24 protein-coding genes are annotated in these 21892 nt (G+C 66.3%); 18 read left to right on the top strand and 6 right to left on the bottom strand.

Annotated elements, in window-relative coordinates; translation table 11 throughout:
- Window positions 1-48: 48 nt before the first annotated feature.
- The 6 genes from ITJ61_RS03760 (at window position 49) to ITJ61_RS03735 (ending at window position 5163) form a co-directional block, all read left to right on the top strand.
- The gene (locus tag ITJ61_RS03760) at window positions 49-741 is read left to right on the top strand and encodes a peptidyl-tRNA hydrolase (RefSeq protein ID WP_194685497.1); all 693 of its coding nucleotides are present in this window, start codon (window positions 49-51) and stop codon (window positions 739-741) included.
- Between the two features lie 47 nt (window positions 742-788).
- Window positions 789-1784, top strand: coding sequence for a hypothetical protein (locus ITJ61_RS03755; protein WP_194685496.1), 996 nt, complete (start codon window positions 789-791; stop codon window positions 1782-1784).
- Window positions 1785-1838: 54 nt separating this feature from the next.
- A complete protein-coding gene (locus ITJ61_RS03750; protein WP_194685495.1) occupies window positions 1839-2843 on the top strand; it encodes a hypothetical protein in 1005 nt (334 codons plus the stop codon).
- 38 nt (window positions 2844-2881) lie between these two features.
- Window positions 2882-3679, top strand: coding sequence for a hypothetical protein (locus ITJ61_RS03745; RefSeq protein WP_194685494.1), 798 nt, complete (start codon window positions 2882-2884; stop codon window positions 3677-3679).
- Complete coding sequence (locus tag ITJ61_RS03740; RefSeq protein WP_194685493.1) at window positions 3676-4128, top strand: hypothetical protein; 453 nt, start codon at window positions 3676-3678, stop codon at window positions 4126-4128. Before ITJ61_RS03745 ends, ITJ61_RS03740 begins: the two co-directional genes overlap by 4 nt.
- 75 nt (window positions 4129-4203) lie before the next feature.
- A complete protein-coding gene (locus ITJ61_RS03735) occupies window positions 4204-5163 on the top strand; it encodes a hypothetical protein (RefSeq protein WP_194685492.1) in 960 nt (319 codons plus the stop codon).
- Between the two features lie 87 nt (window positions 5164-5250).
- Here ITJ61_RS03735 and ITJ61_RS03730 read toward each other — a convergent pair whose 3' ends face one another.
- Entirely contained in the window at window positions 5251-5700 is a 450-nt protein-coding gene (locus ITJ61_RS03730) for an AraC family transcriptional regulator (RefSeq protein WP_194685491.1), read from the bottom strand.
- A gap of 161 nt (window positions 5701-5861) precedes the next feature.
- Between ITJ61_RS03730 and ITJ61_RS03725 the strand changes: the two genes are divergently transcribed.
- The 5 genes from ITJ61_RS03725 (at window position 5862) to ITJ61_RS03705 (ending at window position 9272) form a co-directional block, all read left to right on the top strand.
- Window positions 5862-6455 (top strand): hypothetical protein, encoded by a 594-nt coding sequence (locus ITJ61_RS03725; protein ID WP_194685490.1) that lies wholly within the window; start codon window positions 5862-5864, stop codon window positions 6453-6455.
- Between the two features lie 12 nt (window positions 6456-6467).
- The gene (locus tag ITJ61_RS03720) at window positions 6468-6770 is read left to right on the top strand and encodes a hypothetical protein (protein WP_194685489.1); all 303 of its coding nucleotides are present in this window, start codon (window positions 6468-6470) and stop codon (window positions 6768-6770) included.
- Window positions 6771-6812: 42 nt separating this feature from the next.
- Window positions 6813-8171, top strand: coding sequence for a hypothetical protein (locus tag ITJ61_RS03715; RefSeq protein ID WP_194685488.1), 1359 nt, complete (start codon window positions 6813-6815; stop codon window positions 8169-8171).
- A 102-nt stretch (window positions 8172-8273) separates the two neighbouring features.
- Entirely contained in the window at window positions 8274-8642 is a 369-nt protein-coding gene (locus ITJ61_RS03710; protein WP_194686679.1) for a Panacea domain-containing protein, read from the top strand.
- Window positions 8643-8690: 48 nt separating this feature from the next.
- Complete coding sequence (locus tag ITJ61_RS03705) at window positions 8691-9272, top strand: hypothetical protein (protein WP_194685487.1); 582 nt, start codon at window positions 8691-8693, stop codon at window positions 9270-9272.
- 380 nt (window positions 9273-9652) lie between these two features.
- Here the strand turns inward: ITJ61_RS03705 and ITJ61_RS03700 are convergent, their stop codons facing one another.
- From ITJ61_RS03700 to ITJ61_RS03685, 4 genes are all read right to left on the bottom strand, one after another.
- The gene (locus tag ITJ61_RS03700; protein ID WP_194685486.1) at window positions 9653-10084 is read right to left on the bottom strand and encodes a hypothetical protein; all 432 of its coding nucleotides are present in this window, start codon (window positions 10082-10084) and stop codon (window positions 9653-9655) included.
- A 132-nt stretch (window positions 10085-10216) separates the two neighbouring features.
- Window positions 10217-11461 carry a hypothetical protein gene (locus ITJ61_RS03695; protein ID WP_194685485.1) on the bottom strand — a complete coding sequence of 415 codons (1245 nt, stop codon included), beginning with the start codon at window positions 11459-11461 and terminating at the stop codon, window positions 10217-10219.
- Window positions 11462-11699: 238 nt separating this feature from the next.
- Complete coding sequence (locus tag ITJ61_RS03690; RefSeq protein WP_194685484.1) at window positions 11700-12290, bottom strand: hypothetical protein; 591 nt, start codon at window positions 12288-12290, stop codon at window positions 11700-11702.
- Entirely contained in the window at window positions 12290-12601 is a 312-nt protein-coding gene (locus ITJ61_RS03685) for a hypothetical protein (RefSeq protein WP_194685483.1), read from the bottom strand. Before ITJ61_RS03685 ends, ITJ61_RS03690 begins: the two co-directional genes overlap by 1 nt.
- A gap of 179 nt (window positions 12602-12780) precedes the next feature.
- On the opposite strand from ITJ61_RS03685, the gene ITJ61_RS03680 reads away from it, so the two are divergent.
- The 7 genes from ITJ61_RS03680 to ITJ61_RS03650 all read left to right on the top strand — a co-directional run bounded on the left by ITJ61_RS03680 (window position 12781) and on the right by ITJ61_RS03650 (window position 20787).
- Window positions 12781-13929, top strand: coding sequence for a hypothetical protein (locus ITJ61_RS03680; protein WP_194685482.1), 1149 nt, complete (start codon window positions 12781-12783; stop codon window positions 13927-13929).
- A 96-nt stretch (window positions 13930-14025) separates the two neighbouring features.
- The gene (locus ITJ61_RS03675; protein WP_194685481.1) at window positions 14026-14406 is read left to right on the top strand and encodes a hypothetical protein; all 381 of its coding nucleotides are present in this window, start codon (window positions 14026-14028) and stop codon (window positions 14404-14406) included.
- Window positions 14407-14421: 15 nt separating this feature from the next.
- Window positions 14422-15003 (top strand): hypothetical protein, encoded by a 582-nt coding sequence (locus tag ITJ61_RS03670; RefSeq protein WP_194685480.1) that lies wholly within the window; start codon window positions 14422-14424, stop codon window positions 15001-15003.
- 16 nt (window positions 15004-15019) lie between these two features.
- The gene (locus ITJ61_RS03665) at window positions 15020-18238 is read left to right on the top strand and encodes a hypothetical protein (RefSeq protein WP_194685479.1); all 3219 of its coding nucleotides are present in this window, start codon (window positions 15020-15022) and stop codon (window positions 18236-18238) included.
- Between the two features lie 125 nt (window positions 18239-18363).
- On the top strand, window positions 18364-18900 hold the full coding sequence (locus ITJ61_RS03660; RefSeq protein WP_194685478.1) for a hypothetical protein: 537 nt from the start codon (window positions 18364-18366) through the stop codon (window positions 18898-18900).
- Window positions 18901-19175: 275 nt separating this feature from the next.
- Window positions 19176-19943 (top strand): hypothetical protein, encoded by a 768-nt coding sequence (locus ITJ61_RS03655; protein WP_194685477.1) that lies wholly within the window; start codon window positions 19176-19178, stop codon window positions 19941-19943.
- Window positions 19944-19956: 13 nt separating this feature from the next.
- Window positions 19957-20787: a hypothetical protein gene (locus ITJ61_RS03650; RefSeq protein WP_194685476.1), complete on the top strand. Its 831-nt coding sequence runs from the start codon at window positions 19957-19959 to the stop codon at window positions 20785-20787.
- A 71-nt stretch (window positions 20788-20858) separates the two neighbouring features.
- Here the strand turns inward: ITJ61_RS03650 and ITJ61_RS03645 are convergent, their stop codons facing one another.
- On the bottom strand, window positions 20859-21452 hold the full coding sequence (locus ITJ61_RS03645) for a hypothetical protein (RefSeq protein WP_194685475.1): 594 nt from the start codon (window positions 21450-21452) through the stop codon (window positions 20859-20861).
- Window positions 21453-21892 lie beyond the last annotated feature (440 nt).

Genomic DNA, 21892 nt, shown 5'->3' with positions numbered 1-21892 from the left:
ACCTGGAAAGCCCCGCATAGGAGAGCGACCGATCTGAGGAGCTCGCCTATGTCCGACATTCAGCCTGTCGAGGCTCCCGCCTCGAACCTCGTCCAGCCGATCGCCGTCGTGCCCGGCGCCCACTTCGAGACCATCGCCGCCGTCGCAATCGCGTCCAACCTCGCAGCCGCGCACGCTGATTTGGATGCCGAGCCGTGGAGGACGTGGCTGTCGCGCGCCTTCACGAAGACGGTGCGGCGCATCTCGAAGCCCGCCGACGCCCGGTTCATTGCTGAGCTCTCCGCGGCCGACCCTGCCAGCCGATCCTTCACCGTCGGGGGAGCGACCGCCTACGCGTTCGCTCCGGTGGCGTACGACGACTTCCCGAAGCGGCTCCGACAGCTGCGCGTGGCGGGTCTGGACCTCGAGCGAGACGGGGAGGGGCTCCGCGTCAATGGACCAACCGAGCGAGGGCCGGCGCAGACCGGTCAGCCGCAGATGCTCGTCAGCCGCGACGTAGCCATGACCACCGGGAAGACGGCGGCGCAGGTCGCGCACGCCCTCATGGTCTGGCTCATCCAGCTCCGTGCGATCGACGAGGCCACGTTCCTCGCGTGGTGCGAGCACCCGCACCTGGCCGTGTGCATGGGCGACCTCGACGAGCTCTCCGCGGATCCCGCGCACACCATCACGATCGTCGACTCCGGGCTGACCGAGATCGCCCCCAAGACGGCAACCGTCCGCATGAACCGGTGGCAGTAGCTCCGGACCCCGCCGCACACAGTGCCTGTGACACCCGAGGGAGCACCATGAGCCACCACGCAGACGCCCGTCGCGAGCAAGCGCGCGGCAACGGCGTCGCCCAGGCCGGCCAGTTCGGCCACCAGAGCCGCTCCGCGCCTGCCGCGTTTGACGCAGGTGCAGGAGACGCCCCCGAGGCGCGCACGGCGGAAGCGTCGATCGACGTGCTCGTGGGCATGTACGGGCGTCCCACTCCGCGGCACCGGAAGGATCAGAGCTACGAGGTCCCGGGCATCCTCAACGTCACCATCACGGTCATCGACGCCGAGGATGCACCCCGCGCGATGACACTCACCCGCCCCGGCGACCCCGACGGGCGCCGAGAGATCGTCCTCCACAACGGACGCCTGTTCACGACCCGCGGGCGCACACCCGCGGAAGCCCTCGCCAAGCACGACCGCGTGCGCACCAGGCCATGGCTGCCCCAGGAGCCGCGGCCATGGCTGCCCGAGGACAACTTCGCGCTGATCCAGGCCGAGATCGACCGGGACTGGGTCGTCATCGACGGGCTCGTCTACGAAGCCATCCCCGAGCCGACACTGCGGGTGTTCAACGGCGTCGTCAACATCGACGACCACTCCGGCATCAGCGGCAGAGGCTCCGACGCTCGCGGGTTCCTCCGCGACCCGAACCGGTACCGGCTCGACGAATACGAGACGGCCGTGTCGGTCGCAGCTGCCGAACGCGAACCGGACGAGTACGACCACAGCATCCGCCTCGACTTCGGACCCGCGATGGACGAGTACCAGTCCGAGTACCGCAGGCCTCCGGCCCTCGACTACGACCGAAGCCGTCGCCGCCCCACCGAGGAGCGAACCCCGGAGGCGTACGCCGCGGACCTCGAGCGGATGCGCGCGAGCATGGCGAAAATCCCCGGCGCCATCACCCGCGTTCCAGACGGGTTCGGCGGCACCCGCGCCCGCGTTGACTGGAGCCTGTTCTCCGTCGACCAGGAGGACGACTACAACCGCCTCGTCCAGGACTCCGCAGAGGGCAAGCGCTGACCCGGGCGCACCCGCACCACGACTTCGACCAGACCAGCACAGGAGCAGACCAGCATGACGAACCAGACCGACGCACGACGCGAGCAGGCACGCGGTAACGGCGTCGCCCAGGCTGGCCAGTTTGGGCACCAAGCCCATTCGGCGCCAGGCGCGTTCGACAACAACTGGTGGGGGCAGGAGGAGGCGCCCGCGGACACGATCGCCGCAACCTCCATCGACGTGTCGGTGCGTCGATTCGGCCTCCCCAGTACCAGGCACCGGAAAGAGCAGTCGTACTCGACTCCCGGTGTCCTCAGCGTGGAGGTGCCGATCGTCGAGCGGGCAGACGTGCCGGCGGTGGCGACGATCACCGACCGCCACGGGAAGACCCGCTCCCTCCTGATCCATGACGGGAACCTCATCGAATCCACCGGGAAGAGCCTCGAGGAAGCCGTGCTCGCCGACTCCCGAGTTCGAGAGCGCAGCTGGGGCCAGGACGAGTCCGACCCTCCCTCGATCGACGAAGAGCACCTGGAGGCGCTGCAGCAGGACGCAGCCGACAGGTGGATCATCGTTGACGGCATCGTGCACCGGCACATCGACGAGCCGGTCCTGATCGCGCAACCCTGGGGCGTGCAGCTCGAATCGGCCAGGTACGCGCGCGCCGTCGACGACCGCGGTTTCATCACCGGCGACACCGTGTTCACCCTCGACGAATGGGACCAAGCGAAAGCCACGGCCGAGGCATCGCGGCGCACCTACGAGGACGGCAGCCGCACCGCAGACGAGGGGATCGCGTTCGAAGTGGGCGAGGCGCTCGCAGGGTTCCAGACGAAGTACCGACGCCCGCCCGCCCTCGTCTACGACGCGTGGCCGCGCTACGACCGGTGGGAGGACCGTCACGAAGTCCACGCGCGCGAGCTCGCGAAGATGCGCAGCGGCATTGCCAGCGTCCCAGGCGCTGTCTCCCGTGTCGATGACGGACTCGGCGGCACTCGCGCGGTCATCGACTGGTCGAAGTTCAGCGAGCAGCAGGAGCAGGACTACAAGCGCCTCGTCAAGAACTCCGACGAGCAGTAGCCGCACACAGTCCAGGTGACCCACGAGGAGACCCGACCATGACTTACATTTCTGATGCCCGCCGCGAGTCCGCCCGCGGCAACGGCGTCGCCCACGCCGGCCAGTTCGGCCACCAGGCACACACCGCCCCGGGCGCGTTCGCCGACGATGCCGCGCCTGAGCCGACGCCCACCGGCACGGTCGTCCCGATCGACTCGCTCCGGGAGGGCGACCGCGTCGACATGCGCCAGGTCATCGAAGGCCACATCGAGCGTGCGGATGAGGACCTGGATGACGAGGACCGCGAGCTCATGCGGGGCGAGTTCGCCGTCCCTCAGGTCATCACCGACGTCTACGTGGACGACACCGGACGCGAGTTCAGCTTCGACAGCGGCACCACCTGGTACTTCTCGGCGGACCTTCGCGAACGCGGGCTCCTGGCAGCCCCGGACTACGTGCCCGCGAAGCTCGATGACCCGACCGACCCGTCGAAGCTGATGCCGTTGCTGCGACAGCGGGTGGAGATCCGGGGCAAGCTCGTGGTCGAGGCGGAAGCGGAGCTGCAGCGCACGACCATCGACAGCCTCCGCAGCTACGCCCGAGCTGTCGACCCCGAATTGACCGCGTTCCACCTGCGGGAAGCGAGCTACGACAACGGCACGTTCATGGACGTCGAGTCGGTGACCGTGAACGGCGAGGTGATCGACGTGAACGAGTACGGGAGGATGGAGTCGCTCGACGGCCTCGCTTCCACCCTCTCCGCGCACCACTCCCACCCCCGCGGCCTCCGCTCCGCCGACGAGTCCGAACCTGGCGAGTACACCATCGACATCACCCCGAGAGAGGTCCGAGCATGACGCAGCACAGCGACGCACAGCGCGAGCAGGCACGAGGCAACGGGGTCGCCCACGCTGGCCAGTTCGGCCACCAGGCGCACACGCCGCCCGCCGACTTCGACCCGGGAACGACGACGACCGGGGTCCACGCGTACCCGCTCTCCTCGGAACCCCTCGACGGGGAAGTCACCATCTCCGACGATGGCGAGGACCAGGAGTGCGTGTGCGGCAACGCGGCCGTCGGCGACGGCTACTGGCTGGATGCTGACCCGGACGGAAAGATCGACCCGGACCGCCAGCAGTCGACCGAGGACGCCGACCATGCCGTGTGCCCGAAGTGCGGCCGCGTCTACGAGAACGGAGCCCTGTTCAAGGCACTCGGCAGTTCCGCCCCAGCCGTCGCCCGGTACGACGTGGCCTCGCCCGAGTTCCAGACGGCACGGCAGGCGTACGAGGACGAGATCTTCTAGCCCGCATCAGCGTCCCCGCATAGAAGACCGCAGGCCGAACCCGGCCTGCGGTCTTCTCCATGAAAGGACGTTCCTATGTCTGACTCCCTGGCGCCGATACTGACGATCGCGAGCGTCCTGATGGTTGCCGTGGGAGGGCTCGTGACGGCTGTCGGTCTCTTCCGCTGGGTCAGTCGCCGCGAGTACGGGGGCGGTGGTGGTTTCTCGGCGATCTGCGGCATCGTTCTGATGCTGATGGGGTGGCTCCTTCCAACCCTGTTCAACACCCTCACACGGATGCTTCGAACCCTCAGCGGTGAACCGGCGCCCACCTCAACCGCGAAGCCATCGGCCACCGCGACGCCGACAGCCACTCCGACGCCACCGGTCGAGTCCGACCCGATCGTGCTGCCGAGAGTCGAGAACCTCGAGACGTTGTGGCTGATCCCGCTCGGTCTCCTCGTGCTCGCCGCCGTCTGGTTTGCGGTCGGTTTCGGGCGTCGGGAGCTCGCGAAACGCCGAGCGGAGCAGCGGCGCCTGGCGAAGGCCCGTGCGGAAGCGGAAGGCAGGTGGGCGAAGCTCAAGGAACGCCACCGCTCCCTCGAGGCGAAGGTGCTGCACGCCGAGACGGACTGGGACATGCTGTTCAGCTACCCCGCCCTGACCGACGTGAACGTGCCGACGACTGCGGCGATGTTCCGCGCCATGAACGCCGCCACCTCCGCCGAGGTGAGCATGCCCGAGGAGAACCTCGAGCGCACGAACACCGCATGGCACCCATACGCGCAAGCCGTCGACGACTTCGCGCTCGCCTGGGAAGCCGCCTACCGGCACGCCAAGATACTCGGCCAGGCGGGGATCCCGGCTGAGGAGCGCAAGAAGGTCGCCGAGATCCGCACGCTCCTCGCGATGGCCGAGAACTCCGGCTCGTCCGACCTGGAACGACGCCACGCGTACTCTCGCGCGCAGCGCCTCATCGGGGAGCTGACGAGCTACCACCTGCCGGAAAAGGCCCTCGCACAGGTCGAGGCGGCGTCACGGCAGATGCTGACGTAATGCAGACGTGCCGAGCTGGCAGGACAGCTGACCCGACGAGGCCCAGTCGTCGATCGGGTGGGGCTCCTCCCTTGCCCGCGCTCTCGTCTACTCGCTTGAGACGGGGAGAATCGGAACGAGGCAGTCCACTTCACCCTCTCGCTTGTAGTACTCGATGTGGGGTCGGGTGGTGTCGTAGTCTGCGAGAGCGAAGAGTGCATCGAAAGCAGGCGAGATCTGCTCGTAGATGCCCGGCGCACGGCCACGAAGTCGGAGACGAAGATAGGCGCCGCCTGGGATTGTCGTTTCGTCAAGCTTGAACGAGTTGGCGTTATCTCGTTCTAGGCGGACGGACGCCAAGCGGTAGACGCCGCTTTCGCCGAATACCAGGCCCATCATCCTGCGGCCCTGGAGTGAGTCGAAACCTCTTTCAAAGTCTGGCCAAGCGGCTTGCACTGCCTCGACGTCGAGAGTGACGTCTTGGCTCAGGGCCGCTGTATCAGCGAGGTCAACGACGTCGATACGCCCCAGGGCATGTGCGTCCGGATAGATCGGCATGTCATCGTTTCTAGCATTCTTCTTGTCCCAAGCGACAGACCAGGGTTGAGACTCCCAGTCCACACGATGATCAGAGAATCCACCTGCAGTGCCGGACCCTGTCGCTTCACCTCGCCGCCCCCGCACACAGTGCCGGTAGCCAACGAGAGGGGCCCTTCGCCATGACCATCCACGCAGCAACTGATGCCCGCCGCGAGTCCGCCCGCGGCAACGGCGTCGCCCACGCCGGCCAATTCGGCCACCAGGCGCACAACGCGCCCGCCGACTTCGCAGACCCCGCCGCCGAGCTCGAGTCCCGTCAGGACGAAATCGCAGGCCGGCTCGACGAGGCGATGACGAGCGCGCACGGACCCACGTTCCAGTCGCTGCGCGGCATCGTCGAGACGGGCGAGGACGGCGCGCCCCGCCTGCGCGTGACGGAGACGACGGTTGCCACGCGCTGGTACAGCCCCGCCATCGCTGACGCGAGCATCCCTGAGCGTCTCGGCCTTGACAACTTCGAGGGTGAGATCGGGCAGCTCTACGCCGACCGCGTCAGTGCGCTGGGCGGCACCACTGACGAACCGGTGTTCGAGTTCCGCCGTGACGACACGGGTGCGGTGACGGCTTCTTGGGACGAGGACCACAGCCAGGACTCGTACGACGAGGATGAGCTCCACGACGCTGAGTTCCACGTGCAGGAGCTGCTCATCGACGATGGTGTCGCCCACGCTCGCGACGAGGGTGACATGGACCCAAACGACTTCGCAATCTAAGAGGACTCGACCGTGGACACGCTCTCCGACGCGGCGAAGGAGAAGATCACTGAGGAGTGGGATGCGTTTCGGGACAAGGCACAGCCGCTGCTGCGCGAAGCAGAGGCGAAGTACAACTACGACCTCAGCGACGCAGCCGGCGACTGGTACCTCGGGCAGATCGGCGACGGGTTCGTGGGCGGCCAGCGCATCGGCACCGACGCTCGCGCGCGGGAGATCGCTGTTCGCCTCGACCACCTCAGCCGAGAGCTGAACCCGACGATCGGGGAGCTCGGTCTCGCGCTCAGCGATGACGGCGAGTTCATCCTCGAGTAGCCCCAGTCCCCGCATAGCCACCGACACCGAGAGGAGCCGGACATGACGATGATCACGACCGCCGCAGTGCCGCGCCGCGAAGCAGCGCGCGGGCATGGCACCCAGCCGGGGGAGTTCGGCTACCAGGCCCACTCCGCGCCCGCCGCGTTCGAGGCTGACCCGGACGACCGGGACCTGGAGGACATCGACGCCGCTGACGACACGGCTGTTGGCCTGTTCACCGACGGGACGCTGGAACGAGCGCACCACCTGGTTGAGCTCGCGAACCGGCGTCTGCATCGGCACGGCATCGACGGCGAGTTCACCCTCATGAGCGAGCCGAAGCTCGTCCGTGACGACCGCGGCTTCATGGTCCAGATGCACGAGGTGAGGCTCGAACGCCCGGACTTCGCGGCGAACGGGTGGCGCTTCGACGGCTCCCACGAGGCGACCGAGTCTGGCGCGTTCATCTCCCGGTTCAACGCGTCCGGCGACCGCCGCGCGCCCGAGGGGATCACGTGCGGGCACTGCGGCTCCAACCGGCACCGCACGAAGATGTTCACCGTCACGAACGAGGCCACGGGCGAGCAGCAGCAGCTCGGATCGAGCTGCCTGGACCTGTTCCTCGGCCACTCGCCAGCTGGGTTCAACGCGCTCTACGCGGACCCGCTCGAGAAGATCGACGTCGACGAGGAGTGGGCGCAGTCATCGTCAGCGTCGCTCCACGCGGCCGGCGACGTGATGCTCGCCGCGATCCGCGCCAGCGACTCCGGCGCCGACTACGTCTCCCGCACCGACGCGAAATGGATGGGCGTCCCCGCGACCGCCGACACGGTGCGAGATGCCCTCGAGCGCGGCACCGGCGCCGACGACGCGGCCACGGACGAGGAACGCCAGCTCGTCGACGACGTCTACGCGTGGGCGAGCACCATCCCCGAGGATGCCGGCAACGAGTACCTCCGGAACCTCCGCAGCGTGTTCCAGACCAGCGATGACGGCCGCCGATACGTGAACGCAAAGCACGTCGGCCTCGCCGCCTCCGCGATCGCCAGCTTCCGCCGCGACCGCGAATGGGCCGCGCAGCGCGCCGCGAAGGACGCCACCAGAGCTCGCATCCGCCAGGAGTTCGTCGGCAACCCGAAAGACAAGCTCACGCCACGCACCATGGAGGTCCTCGGCGTCACCGAAGTCCCGGGCTCGTTCGGCTACCGGCCGAAGCCGAACTGGTACATCCGCATGATCGACGACGACGGGCACCTGCTCACCTGGAAGGCGTCGAACCCGCCCGTCGAGCTGATGGACGCGACACCAGGCTCGACGTTCCAGATGGAGCGGGCGACCGTCAGCGACCACGAGATCTACCGAGACGACCACATCACGAGGATCACGCGGGCGAAGTTCGCCGTCGATGACCCTGCATAGGACGAGCGACCGCCGAACCCGAGAGGAGCGGCTATGGCCAGCGTGCACGACGTCGCAGCGGCGACCATCGACCGGTTCGAACGCCGAGTCTCGACCTCGTAACTGCAAGCGCTCGTCTACCTCGCGCAAGGCTGGAGCCTCGGCCTGCGCGGGGAGCCGCTCTTCCCGGAACTGCACCACGCGTGGTCGACGGGCCCTGTCAGCTCCCACCTGTTCAAGCTCCACCGCCGCGACTACTCCGTGACGGCCTGGCCGTTCGGGAACGCTGAACGACTCACGGCCGAGGAAGCCGTCATCGTCGACAGCGTCGTCCGCCAGTACGGGGCACTGTTCGGCGCGCAGCTGCAGTCGTTGTCGCTGGTCTGTGGGCCACCGTGGGTGCGAGCTCGAGGCGAGCACGGCACCGGACTGATCCCGCTCGACGAGATCCGCGACCACTTCACAAGCGCGCTCAGAGCAGATCGCGCATAGGACCGAAGCCGGCCACACTCCCGTCGGCTCCCGCACCGAGAGGCCCCGATGACCACCACTGCCGAGACCGACCAGCTTCCCCGTCACGCCCGCAAGCCCGCTCCGAGCGGCCGCAAGGTCCGCCGCATCATCGGCAACGTCCTCGGCGGCGCGTCCATGGTCGCCGGCGCCGGCATCCTCATCCTGGCGCTCACCGCGCCGCAGACGATCGAGCAGGGGTACGGGCACGTCCGCGGCGCCGTCAACGACGTGTCCGCGTCCGTCTCGGAAGCCCAGGGAGTGCTCCCGTCCGTGGCGCTCGGGGTGCAGGGCGGGCAGGACGAACTCGACTGGTGCGACGGCACCTTCATCGAAATGGTTTCCTACCAGTCCGCAGAGCACGTGCCGCCGGTGTACGCCGCGCACAACAACTGCGGCGGCGACGTCGTCCTGGGCTGGAGCGTCGGCACGCAGCTCACCATCGACGGCCGCCCCGGCACGTACGAAGTCGTGGAAGTCCGCAACACCGAAAAGCACTGGGTCACCACCGACGAGCTCGTGGGCCTGCAGGGCGAGCTCGCGCTCCAGTCCTGCTTCTACGGCGAGAACCGGATGCAGTTCGTCGGGCTCAAGCCGGTGGCCGGAGCGTAGGGCTGTCTCCACCAACCTGCTCGGTGTAGTCGGTTTCCTAAGCCCCCAGGGCCCCTCCCGCCACCCCATCGGATGTGCTGGGACCACCCTTCAAGCATCGGCGTTGGCCAGCCTGCCAGGACCTGTTCAGAGTTTCTGGCGGTTCCTGATCAGCGAGGAAGGGCACCAGCGAAGGTCTTTCAGAAACGACGACGCGCTGCTTGCCTGCACTGAACCGCGCCTCGACGAAGTGATGTCGGCAGAGGGCATGATCCTGGCCTTGCTGTTCGAACTTGCGTTGAGATCTCTTCCCGGACGACGGGGACAGTTTCGCCCTTGAAGACGTGACTACAGTGACCCTCGGCGCGGCTACCGGCTACAGCGACGGGCTGTTGGACTGTCTACTCGCTTGTCGCAGGAAGCTCGTAGAGGTAGAAATCCTCCTGATTAGGGTACTGAATCTCGACCGTGATCGCCCGGTGCATCACTTCGGTGGGTAGCTCGAATCCTTCCACTCCGACGCTGAAGTCCGAGGTGCAGAGTGTGCCCGCGTCAAGTTCAGCGAACGAAACATGGACGAGTTCATCTTGGATCGTTGCCGTGTCGACGACGTAAGGACACTGTCCACCAGTCGGATAGCGTGCGATCTCGAAACTCGCTGAATCTGGGGATCGATATGCGTAGGGGGTTCCGTCGGTCGGAATGGCCTCATAGATCTGCTGAAGCTCGGGGCTGTCTTGGATCTCTTTCGCCGACACTTCGACCGGCGCATGTTGCAGTGCAGTGCCGCCGGAGGTCGCAGCGCATCCGCCAAGCGCTGCAACCGTGGTCATCGCGACGATACTGAACCTAGCCGCGCGGATCCGGCGCGAACGCGGTAGCTCTGGTGTTCTCAACTGTCGTTCCTTTCTGGTTGTCAACAACCCAGCCGGGTGGGCAGGGAGCGCCCTGCCCACCCGATTTGGTCAACCGATGTTCGCGCCACCGTAGAGGTAGGAAATTGCAAGCATATGCGTGGCGAAGCCAGAGTGGTTATTGTGCCAGGCGGTATCCCCGCCCTGCCCGCCGGTGTGGATCCCTGCCGGAATGACTCGCCCATTGGCCGGGTCGTAGGCGGCATATGGACTTCCGCTGTCGCCCTGGGTGCCGATCCCCCCTGGCAGTTCCGTCCGGAACATCTGACATGTCCACCAGGGATTCCCGTTTTTGTCGGCGAGGTAGGCGCATCCTACGTCCGTGTTGTAGGTCGCGTTCGCTTGTCCGGTCAAGCCTCCTGAGAAGATGAGATTGTCACCCTGCTTGAGTAGGTAGGTCGGGTAGATTCCGTAGGCGGGCAGGGACGAGCTTGAATCGCCGTACAGAACGCCTTGGCCGGTATACATCCGTCCCGAATACGAACCCGCCGACTGCAGGAGCTGGATGTCGACGTTCGCGGTCCACAGGTTCTGGCTCGTGAAGCCCATTGCTTGGGACCCGTACCACGCACCCCAACTTGCGCCGCCCGCTCGGTCACAGTGATGATTCGTGATGAGCTTGTTGGAGTTCACCCGGAACGCTGTGCTGCAGCTGCCGGTCCAAGACTTCATGTACGCCCCAGCCATGCGGGGATTTCCGTTGCCGCGTGACGCTTGTTCCAGCTCCCCATCGACGTACTCGAGCAGAACCTTGTCGCCGTCCTGCTTCGTGATGGTGTCCGCGAATGCTGTGTTTCCCTTCGGAACCACAACCTTCAATCGTCCCTCTGCTGCGTTCACGCTGTAGAAGAACGTTGATCGGGTCTCGGGCTGTTCGGCGGCGGACTTCACGCGCGCCTCAACCTCGCAAGCGGACTCGAGACTGAGCTGAGCGGTGTGTTCCACGTCAACTCGAACGCCCATTTTTCGCAGACCGTCAAGAGCTTGCTGCCCAGGCGTAGATTTCGCCAGTAGCTGGTCGACCGTGTTGCCCTCCGCCGCAGCTTTTCTCTCCCCGACGACGATGACGCGCAGTCCGTCGGCTTCGGGATCCGAGAACACGTCGAGGATTGAAGAGGAGTTGTTCCTCAGCACTTCCGCTCGAAGCGTGTTGAGGAGGCGATCACCCTCCTCTTCGAAGTCGTCGTAGGGAAGGGAAGAGTCCTTGTATCCAACACCCCCACCGGGGTACACCTGGTGATCGAACAGGCACCTCCCGTGCTCGTCCAGATTCTCGACGATCTTCAGGTTCGTCATGTCGAGTTCTTGCTCACCTGCGACCGCCGGAGTCGGCGCCAGCGACGCACCGCTCAGCATTCCTCCGACCAGGACAGTCGCTAGGACCGTCGGAACTAGCAGCATTTTTGTTTTGCCCACGAGCATCCTTGTCTGTGAATTGCCTATGTCGAACCGATGCTATTGAGAGCCAGCGTTTCCGCCTAGATGCAATCGGACGGATTCAATGACCTGGCACGATTCTCGGAGCGGTTGGCTCTCATTGCGCCTCGAACAGCTTGTCCACTGACAGGTGCGTGGCCGGCAGTGGTGCCGGTTCGATGCTGCAGCCGGCGAGGTGGCGGCCGATGGCGGCGAGGACCACGGCGTCAGCTTCGTCGTTGTTCGCGACCCGGGCGGTGGGGAAGCGGCGCTCGACCTGCAGCACGACCTGCGACTTGTCGCTCTTGCCCCCGCCGGAGCCGTACACGGCGCGGGTGCCGGGGGCGATGGGGATGACAGTGATGCCGCGGCGCGTGAGACTGCCAGCGACGTTGTGCCAGTTCGCGAGGATCTCCCCGTACGGGCCGGAGTGGTGGCTGAGGGCCTTTTCAATGACGACGAGGTCGCTGGTCCGGAACCCGCCGACGAGGGCTTCGATGCCGTCCAAGAGCGCGTCGAGACGGGCGTAGAGCTTCACCAGGTCGCCCGCGTGCGGCGCTGTCCCCAGGACCGTGCCGACGTGCTCGAAAGTGCCGTCTGGGCCGATCACCGCGACACCAGTGCTGTTCAGCGACAGGTCGATGCCGACGACACGGGCGCCCGGTTCGAGGATCGGGCGGGGATGCAGAACCTTCTTCTTCGCGGCCATCAGCGCTCCCGAACGGTCGTCGGGGTTGCCGTGATGGTGCGGGAGCGGTCGCCGTCGAGGATGCGGATCTTCGCGACCATACCCGTGTGCTGCGCGATAGCCGAAGCGAGCGTCACCACCTGGCCAGGAGTCGACTCGGGGCCGTGCTCGACGGCGAGTATCCCGAACGCTCCGATGTCGGCGTCAGCGGACGCGAGCGTCGGGACGGACGTGAACCCGTGCTCGCGCACCAGGTCCTCGATCGGTGACGGGACGTACGAGGCGGGGACGTGCGGGGCGGGGCGGAGCGTGGACGGCGATGCGGTTGTCATGGTCCATCTATGCGGGGAGGAGCTCGCGGCCGCCCTGAATGAGGATGCCCACCGCCACCGCTCCTCACCCCGATCCCCGTCCTGCCCCCGTTCGCGCATAGAAGTCCCGACGGAGTCCGCGTTTTCGCCGCACACAGTGCCTGCGAGACGGACCAGAGCGGGAAGGCAGGGCCCCACCCATGGGTGCAACAGCAGCAGTACGACAGGACGCGCACGCATCGAGGCGTGAAGCGCACCGGGGCAACGGCGTCAGTCAGGCCGGCCAGTTCGGGCATCAGCCGCACTCGGCGCCCACGGGCCCGCTGTTCGACCCGTCGGTCACGTCCGAGGAGATGCGGGAGGTGCTGGACACGTTCAAGGGCGCAGTCATGAAGCGTGCCGGCTCTCGGAAGTGGTCGAAGGAAGACGTCGACGACATCGCCCAGGAAGCACTCGTGTACTTCGCGAACCGCCTCTGGACGGACCAGCTCAAGCGTGAGCCGGAGAACCGGACGCCGCTGCACCTGCACCGGGCGTTGCGCGAGCACGGCGGGATGCTGCTGCAGATGATCCCGCGCTCCAGCCAGGACGTGATGTTCGGTGAGCAGAAGATCGACCACCGCGACATCAAGGCGACCGCGCTCCTCCAACAGTCGGACGTGAAGTTCCAGGAGCTGCACGGCCGGTCGATGAACAACGGCGAACGCAACCGCGAAGCCATGCGCATCCGCGAGGAGGAGTTCGGCGACAAGAAGCCGACGCTCGAGTTCCACAAGCGGCAGACGAACGTGTCCGTGAACCAGCTCGTCGGCACCTCCTCGGACGGGGTCGGGTTCGAGATGGGCGAGCTCATGGAGGCGCGCGCGTTCGCGGCGCCGCAGGCCTTTGCCCAGGACACGAACCCGCTGCTCCAGGTGGAGGAGTTCGAAGCGGCACAGGGCGGGTACGAGCTGCTCGAGCGCAAGGCTGGGCACAAGAAGCCCGTCGCCGCCGACTTCGGTCTCACCCCCGACAACGCGTGGAACACCCTCGCCGAGCAAACGGGCGCGCCGACGGTGACCGCGCAGTCGCTGCCGCACAAGGAGGCCACGGCGTCAGGCGTCGTCGTCCAGCAGTTCGACGGGGGAGCGGCAGGACTCGCGCTCGCCATCAACGACGGGTCCGCGTCGGAGGCCGCCACGGACGCGTTCTACGCCCCCTTCGGTGGGACCAAGTCCAAGACGCTGCGGGAGCTGCGCACGATCGCGTCCGCGTTCATCGCCCAGCCGAAGTACGCCGACCGCCTCTACGCGTCCGCGCTCGGTACCGCCCGCATGCCCGAACCCGAAGCCACTCCCGAGACCTCGTAACCGCTTCCTTCGAGTTCCTCGCTCGCTCGCGCATAGGGCGAGGAACCAACTTCACACCTCAGCACCGCCACCCCGCTGAATTCGAAAGGCCCAGACATGGCGCTCGCATCCACCCTCCTCGTCCTCGCCGGCGGCACCGCGCCGTCGACGTTCGCCGGAGCCTCACTCCCGCCGCTCATGGGCGTCGGCCTCGTCGGCGGTTGGAACAACCTCATCAGCCTCTCCGGCGGCGTCGGCCAGGGCCTCCTGACGTTCGCCACCGTCTTCGGCGTCGGCCTCATTGTCTGGGTAATCGTGTCCTGGCTGTGGAAGCGTCGGTCCGGAGGCGCAGGCGGGTTCCCCGTCATGGGGCTCCTCGCAGGCCTGTTCTTCGCGGCCCTCCAGATCCTGGTCCCGCTCGTGCTCGCGATCGTCCAAGGCCTGCTCACCCTCATCTCGAGCGGACTGTCCTGGTTCGCCGCGAACATGGGCGGCTAGACGACGATGCCGGCGATGTACGACCTCACCGAGGTCACCGGGAAGAGACGCAACCGCGGGCGACGCATGATCTTCATGACCGTCGAAACCGACCGACGCACCACGTACCTGGTGCTCATCGTGCTCGGCGCGACCCTCCCGGTCGCGCTCCCCAGCATCGCGTTCCTCGGCATCGCCGGCCTCATCATCCCCGTCCTCGCCATTGCCGTCACGCTCTTCCTCATCGGTATGCGCTCGACCAAGCGGCAGGCGCTGCGTGTGTCCCGACTCAAGGCACTCGACGCGTCGATCGGTGCCAAGCGCGGCCGGACCCTGACCGACATCCTCTTGCAGCGCAACGGCCAAGGCGCGGCGAAGCGTACGAACCGGATCCTCGTCAACGGGGAAGAGCTCGTCCGCCCCGAAATCATCGACTTCATCCCATCCGTGATCGGCGTCGACCGAACTGCCCCGACGAAGCCGCGCGGGGGCTACGTCATGCCGGGGGAGACGCCGGAACCGGACGAGGCCCCGCTGCGGCGGGCCCCGCGCGGGCACAAGGCCCCGACCGACCCGACTGCCCCACGCCGCTCCGCGACCGCCGTCCTCGACGACTGAGAACCAGGAACCCCGCATGCCACGCACCCGCATCCGCACCCTCGCCTCCTGGGCGGGCGCAGTCGCCATCCTCGCGCTCTTCGCGACCCCCGCGGCCGCCGCCATCGCGTCCGTCCCTGTTGCGATCGGGCCAGACGGCGGAATCCTGGTGATGGCGGACGAAGCTGAACCCAACCTCGACTTCTACTTCGCGTACTCGCTCCTGCGTGAGTGGGGCAACGCGACGGGAACCCTGCACAACTCAAACTCCTTCGACATCGGCGCGATGATCACGAACCTGTCCCGCTCGACCGGCACGAGCTGGATGATGCAAGGCGGCGCCGTGCTGTGGATGCTCCTCCAGGGTCTCTACGACTTCGCGCTCGCTTTCGAGCCCATCAACGGGTTCGGCGCGGGGCTCGACAGCTTCACCGCAGGCCTCGCGAAGATCGCCCTCGGCCCGGTCGGCATCATCGCCATCGTCATCGTGGTCGTCATCGCGGTGTTCAGCGCTGTCCGCGCGACCCGCATGGGTGGCCAGGGCGGCATCAAACGCGTCGCCGGCGTCCTCGTCCTGTTCGCCGTCATCGGGATCGCAGGCAACGGCGCCGCCGCATCCACCGGCACCGGCGACGACTACAAGCCCGGGGTGCTCTCGCCCGGCTGGGTCATCTCAACAACCAACAGCGGCATCAACACACTCGCGTCCGGGCTCGCCGGCATCGTGCAGAGCGACTTCGTCCGCGACTCCGCCGACCTCGAATGGCGAAACCAGGCACCGGTGGACCTCGGCAAGATGACCTGCGAGGAATACGTCCAGGGCATGCGTGCAGACGCCTCGCGAGTGGTCGGGTCTTCCTCCAACCAGCTGACGCAGAGCCGCGTCCAGCTCAGCTTCCTTCTCTCTGACCTCTGGTCGACGTCCGGGCTCGAGTCATACAAGACCGTCCAGTTCGGCTCCAACGTCTATGCCGACAAGGTCTACTGCCGCATGCTCGAAACCAACGCGTCGACCCCAATCGGGGTCCAGCTCACCCGCATGGACGCCGGACGCACCGTCGCCGAAAAGGGAGCGGACGGGTACAACGGCGCCGAGCTCAACCGCGTCACCCGACCGCAGGGCGGCACCTCTGACAAGGGCGCAGCAGCGATGAACCTCCTCTCGTTCGACAACAACGCGAACCGCATGGCCGGCATGACCGCCTGGGCCGCGTGCAAGACCACCGACTGGGGCGCGACCTGGACCGTCGACCCGGCATGGGCGAAGGAGTACACCAAGGACGACAAGGCGATTCAGCAGACGGACTGCGAGCAGTGGTGGAACGGCACCAACGGCAGCGACCCCGCAGACATCCCCGACATCTTCGACGTCGACGGCACCCCGGCAGGCATCGAAAAGGCCGTCTCCGCAACAGCCGAGGGAAGCAACCCCGAGGACGTGCAAGCGATCCGCGACTACCTCCTCACGCTCAACGGCGGATGGACCGGCGGCGGCGGCTCCGGCTCCGCGCTGATCTACCTGCTCGGGTCGCTCGCCACGATCATCGCCCTCGGCATCGTCTGCGTCGGCACGATCATCGCGAAGCTCCTCGGCCTCTTCTACGTTCTCGCGCTCATGCTCGTCCTCATCGCTGGCCTCTTCACCGCCAACGGCTGGAACAAGGTCAAACAAACGACGTTCCAGATGATCGGCTCGCAGATATTTGCCGCCGGCGCCGTCCTCATCCTCACGTTCATCGTGATCTTCACGAACCTCCTCATGTCGGTCGGCGCGAGCCTCTTCGACCGAGGTTCCATCTGGGCACTCGCGTGGATGGGGCTCGCCCCCGCCATGGCGCTCATCGGCTTCAACCTCATCTTCAAGAAGGTCTTCCGCCTCCCCAGCCCCATGTCCATCAAGGGCGGGCAGCTGTGGGCCAACGCCGCAGCAGCCGGAGGCGGCGGCCTCGCAGGATCCATGCTCGGCGGCATAGGCCGCGGCGACGGCGACCCCATCGAAGGCGGCTCACGACGACTCACCCGCGCAGCGAAAGAACAGCTGCAGAAGTTCGGCTCGCCACAGGAACCCAGCACCCGCGAAGGTGCGATGGGCGGCGGCAAGCGCCGCACCAAGCTCGCCAACGCGGCCGCAGGAGACGCGGCCGGCGCAGGAGCAGTCGCAGGTGGTGCAGTGGGTGGCGCGGCAGCTGGTGCTGGTGCAGGCGTCGGCGGCGAGGCGGTCACCGTACCGCTCGGCGCGCCAGCAGCGCAGGGGACCGTTGCCGAGCAGGTCGCGGCCCTCCGACACGCGAAGGCAGACGGCAAGGGCGGCCTCGCCGGCGCAACCGTACTCCCCGCCGTCGCCGGCGCTGGCCTCCTCGGCCGAGGCATCGGCGCGGCCGGACGCAAGGCCCTCTCCAGCCACCGAGGTATTCGAGACGGCGGCGGCTACCGAGCAGCGGCGGGCGCAGCGCTGGCGCGCGGGAAGACGGGGACCCTGGCGGCGGCGCAGCACAACGCGAAACAGTTGCGTGTCGCGCGGAACGCGCAAGGCCAGATGGTCCTCAAGCACAGCAGGGGCGTCGGAGCGGCACTCGAGGCGGCACGCGAGAAGCGGTTCCAGTCACTTGCCGCTAGCCGAGGCATCAACCTCGCCACCGCCACCCGCTCGCAACTGCTGGAGCTCCGCAACGACTCCACGCCAGCGCGCATGGCAACCGCGGCCGCGAAAGCCCGAGGCACGAAGGCGATCGCCGACTCCAAAGCGGCCTGGAACGCAGCCCCCGGCCGGATGCGCGCGGCAGCGAAGGCTGCACCACGCAAGATCGCAGCGGGAGCGGTGAAGGCGTACAACGACCCGAAGACGATGAGCCGCGTGAAGACCGCAGCGAAGGTCGGAGCCGGAGCAGCAGCGATCGGCCTCACCGGCGGACTCGCCGCAGCACCCATCGCCGCATTCGCCGCACACAAGGCCATCGGCAAGTCCCGCGGTTACCTCGCCGGGACCAGGAAGGGCGAGCACCAGGCAGACCGACTCCAGGCGTACCGGGATGCGCACGCGCAGGAGGCGGCAAGGAAGGAATCGAAGGAAGCTGAACGCGCCGCCCGAGACGAGGCGGCCGAGAAGACTCAGGCCTCCGAGGAGCGCATCGCAGAAAGCGTCGCGACGAAGTTCGCGGCCGCCCAGAAGCAGGACACGGACAACAAGAAGAACAAGACGGGCTCAGGCGATCAGCAGGGCACGACTCAGCCCAATGAGCTCAACGTCGAGGAGTGAGGACTGACATGTCGATGGCACAGCCGGCAAGCGGCAGGGAGGCACTGACGCGGAGGGAGTCCGCACGCGACGACCTAGGTAGGTTTGGTGAGCAAACACACCAACGACCTGCGGAGGTCATCCCGATGTCATTCCCACCAAGCGACCCGCGCGGCAGCTTCCGTTTCCCCGATCCCGAAGCATTCAACGGGTCGCTCGACGAGTTCCACGCGTTCTTTTCAACGCAGCCGATCGACGACGAAACGCTTGCCCGCGTTAACACCTGCTACTTGACCGCGCGCAACCTTGACTACCAGAGTTTGCGCCGCGAGGGACTTCTCGCCTTCGAGAACGATGACGATGTGGTTGCATGGTTCCGCGCCGCGTCTGCCGATGAGGTCGAAGCCGAGCTTGACACTCGCAAGGACGACTACGCCGACCGGTACGCGTCCAAGAAGCTGGCCGAACGCTGGCCCGGAGGGGCGTCTATCTCTCCTCTGAAGACCCGCATCTACGCGCGCGTGTTCCAGATGGTTCGTCTTCGAGGCCTCCTCGAAGACGACAGTCTTAAGAATCACCTGATGGCGATGCCAGTGCCGCAGGACAAAGAGCATCTCAACTACGGAGAGCTCGCAAGCCGCTATCGCCTCAGCGAGTGGTCTAAGGCTGCGTTCGACCAGTAGCCATAGCTCCCGCCCACGGCCCCGGTGCGTCGTGTCCTGCGTCGATGTGCTGGGGCCGGTGGTCGCCCTCCTAATGTAAGCGTCTGCTCGCGCCGTACACACCGGGAGGGGTCTGCAAACTCGCACGATGGATGCAAACGTCTCCTGCCCCGGTCGCCTTAATCGCTGTTGACTGGCGAGCAGTTTCACGGATTTTCCTCCCGAATACGGAGCATCTAGAAACAATTGAGGGAACCCGCTTGCTGCCGGCGTGGCGGTGCGCATAGGTTCCTGCCATGCAGCCCCATGAGCCTTTCGAAGAAGCCACCGCAGACACCGAGCCAACTTTTGCTCACCCTCGCGCGTACGAATCCTCCGAAGCTGCATCGGGCGTCGCGATTAATGGTGGAATCGCCGAGGAGATTTTCGACGACATCGACCACGAACAAGCTCTGTGGTCTCTCGTCGAAGCTCGCGCCGATGGAACCCTGGACGGCGATCCACGGAAGATCGAGGTACAGATGTACTTCGACAGCGCTTCGGCGTCTGCGTCTTATCGGAACGACGCTGAGGACACGTTCGACATTGATCTTCGAGGACTCGACCTCGACTGGGAGATCACCAGTCGCGAAGACCTCGACACCATTGCTGTGATTCTCAGGGCTATTCCCGACGCGTATGGGACCGACGACGTCTGGTGGTGTGTCCGGCCAGCTGCAGCCGGTCAGACGTTCTCATTCATCGCCGACCCTCGTGGCAAGCCCAGCGGGGATCGCGCGGAAGCGCGGCTTTTCTGCTCGCTCAGGCGCTTTGAGGAGACTGAGATTCGAAGCCCGATCCACTCATGGGAACAGGCTTCTGCGCTCGGCGCCGTGGAAGTCACTGCAGATGTCTCAGATACATCAATTCTCTCGTTCGAAGACTTCTTCGGCAGCGCTGAGGATGGTTGGCGGATCCGAGGGGAGATGCACGGCAGCGAGTTTGCGTTCGTCGGGTGGCGTCCGCTCGGCGCTGATGTCGAATCTGATGGCCCTGACGACCGGACCCGCGCGTCCGCTCGTTGATCTAAACAGCTTCATGGACTCAGCAATCAACGCCGACGGCCGGCGCGTCTCCGTCGAGGCGCTCCGAGGCCTCATCACCTATCCCGACCTCTGGTGCCCTGGGTATCTCCTGGATGGGGAGGCGTGCGAGGCGAAGGCGTGGGTGACCGCGATGAGCAGCACGGTGAAGCACCCCGCCTTCGCAGCGCACCATGGCCCTGGGTGCGACCACGGGTCTGAGCGCTCGACCGATCGCGAGGGTGATGCCGGCAGACAGGTGCGGCAGGTGCCGCTCGGACGAGTTCGCAAGATGCGGATGACACTCTCGGCGCCGTCATCTGGGCCGAACGGGCGTCGCCGCCCGCACGACAAGGATCCAGGCACGAGGACCGCTCGACTCCGCGCTGAGGGTGGTGGAGGAGCAGCGGAGGCCCCGAGATCCACGTCGTTCGGCACGCTCTTGGGTGACCTGCGCGGAAGCGAAGTCCGGCTGGACGATGAGCTCGAACTGGGTTCGCGAATCGTGACGGCCGCGAGTGTCATCCACCACGCTGGAGACCCCAAGCCGGACAAGCGGGGGAGCGACTACATCCTCTGGGGAACGATCCAGCGAGCGAACACTACAGAGTTCGAGGGCGTTCGACTGACGTTGGCCGGTTCGAGGGACGGGGTCGGCCTGCTCATCGACGCGAAGACACTGCGGCGGCTCGGGAACCCTCCGGTTGCCGAGCTTGCAGGTCGCGACGTGATCGGGTTCGGTACCTTGAAACGTTCGGCTAAGGGGCCGTATCTGCATGCTCAAGACGCAACTGTCGCGTTCGAACCTCGAATCCGGAAGCCTCGGCGTGTCCCCGGCGATCTCTAGGAGTTTTCAACTACTCCGGTGCCTACCTCTCGCGTTTGGTGACCTGAGGCCTTGCGTGGCGATCGGATGCGTCATGCCTGCGAACGCTTCTTCATGTCGTTCCGTTCGGTGTCCAGGAACAGAGGCCCGGTCATGAGTAGGGGATAGACCGGAACGACGACCAGCTCGAGCAGCAGAAGCGCCATTGGGTACCCATTTCGGCGCCAAATGCAGACGACGGCGATGGAGGCGACAGCAGCGACGACAAGGAAGCCTGCAGGCCATGAGAAGCCGGCGCTCTGCAGAAAGAACAGCATGATCCACAGCGTCGCAGGACTCGGCGTCCGCGGCAGGTTGCCGGACCTGCGACCGGTTAAGATGACGACCCAGCAGATTACGATGACGACCGAAGCGAACATGTGGCCAACTTCATGGGCGAACGTGGAGGCCGCCCAAGCATCCACGCCTCGGGCAAAGTTCCCGGCGGAACTCGGCAGGTGTAGAAAGTCAAGGACACCTGCGAGCACCTGCAGGCCGGTCTGCTGCATCAACAGGCCGGCCACGACACAATCCGCAGCCACGCCCGCCAGGATCAGCCATCCGATGAACACGGGCCGCGCGCCAAGGAGGCTGTCCGCCAGAGAGGAAAAGACTCTTTTCACGACTTCGCCTGCAGAATGCTCCATGTACGCAGAGTATCCAGGTCTGGACTGCCCGCGGTCCGGGCTTTCTATGTCGTGCAATCGGCGAACCCTCGAACCCGAGCGACTGTGCTCTGGCAGTGGGAAGCCCCTGAAGCCGCGGCTGAGGTCGCCTAACCCTAGGACGCCTAGATGCGCTGAAGGCCCCACTCTCGTGAGGCCTCAGGTCGACACTTGCTTCGACCGCTAGCCACCCCTCCCACCACCGGCCCCAGCATGTCGCGTTCTGCGTCGACGTGCAGGGGCCGGTGGGGTCCCCGGACCTGGTGACTTCGTCGCAGCACCCCTTGTCACCGGGTGAGCGAAATTCACCCCCCGGGGCCGTGGCAGGTTCTCGTCATCGTTGCAAAGCTCGGTTCTGGTTCGAGGCTAGTCGCTCGGTGATGAGCTGGGTTGGTGTGCAGCCGTTGAAAACGGGTCGTGAG

The sequence above is a fragment of the Pseudoclavibacter sp. VKM Ac-2888 genome, assembly GCF_015351285.1.
GTDB lineage: Bacteria > Actinomycetota > Actinomycetes > Actinomycetales > Microbacteriaceae > Pseudoclavibacter.
This window is presented reverse-complemented; position numbering and strand designations above follow the sequence as displayed.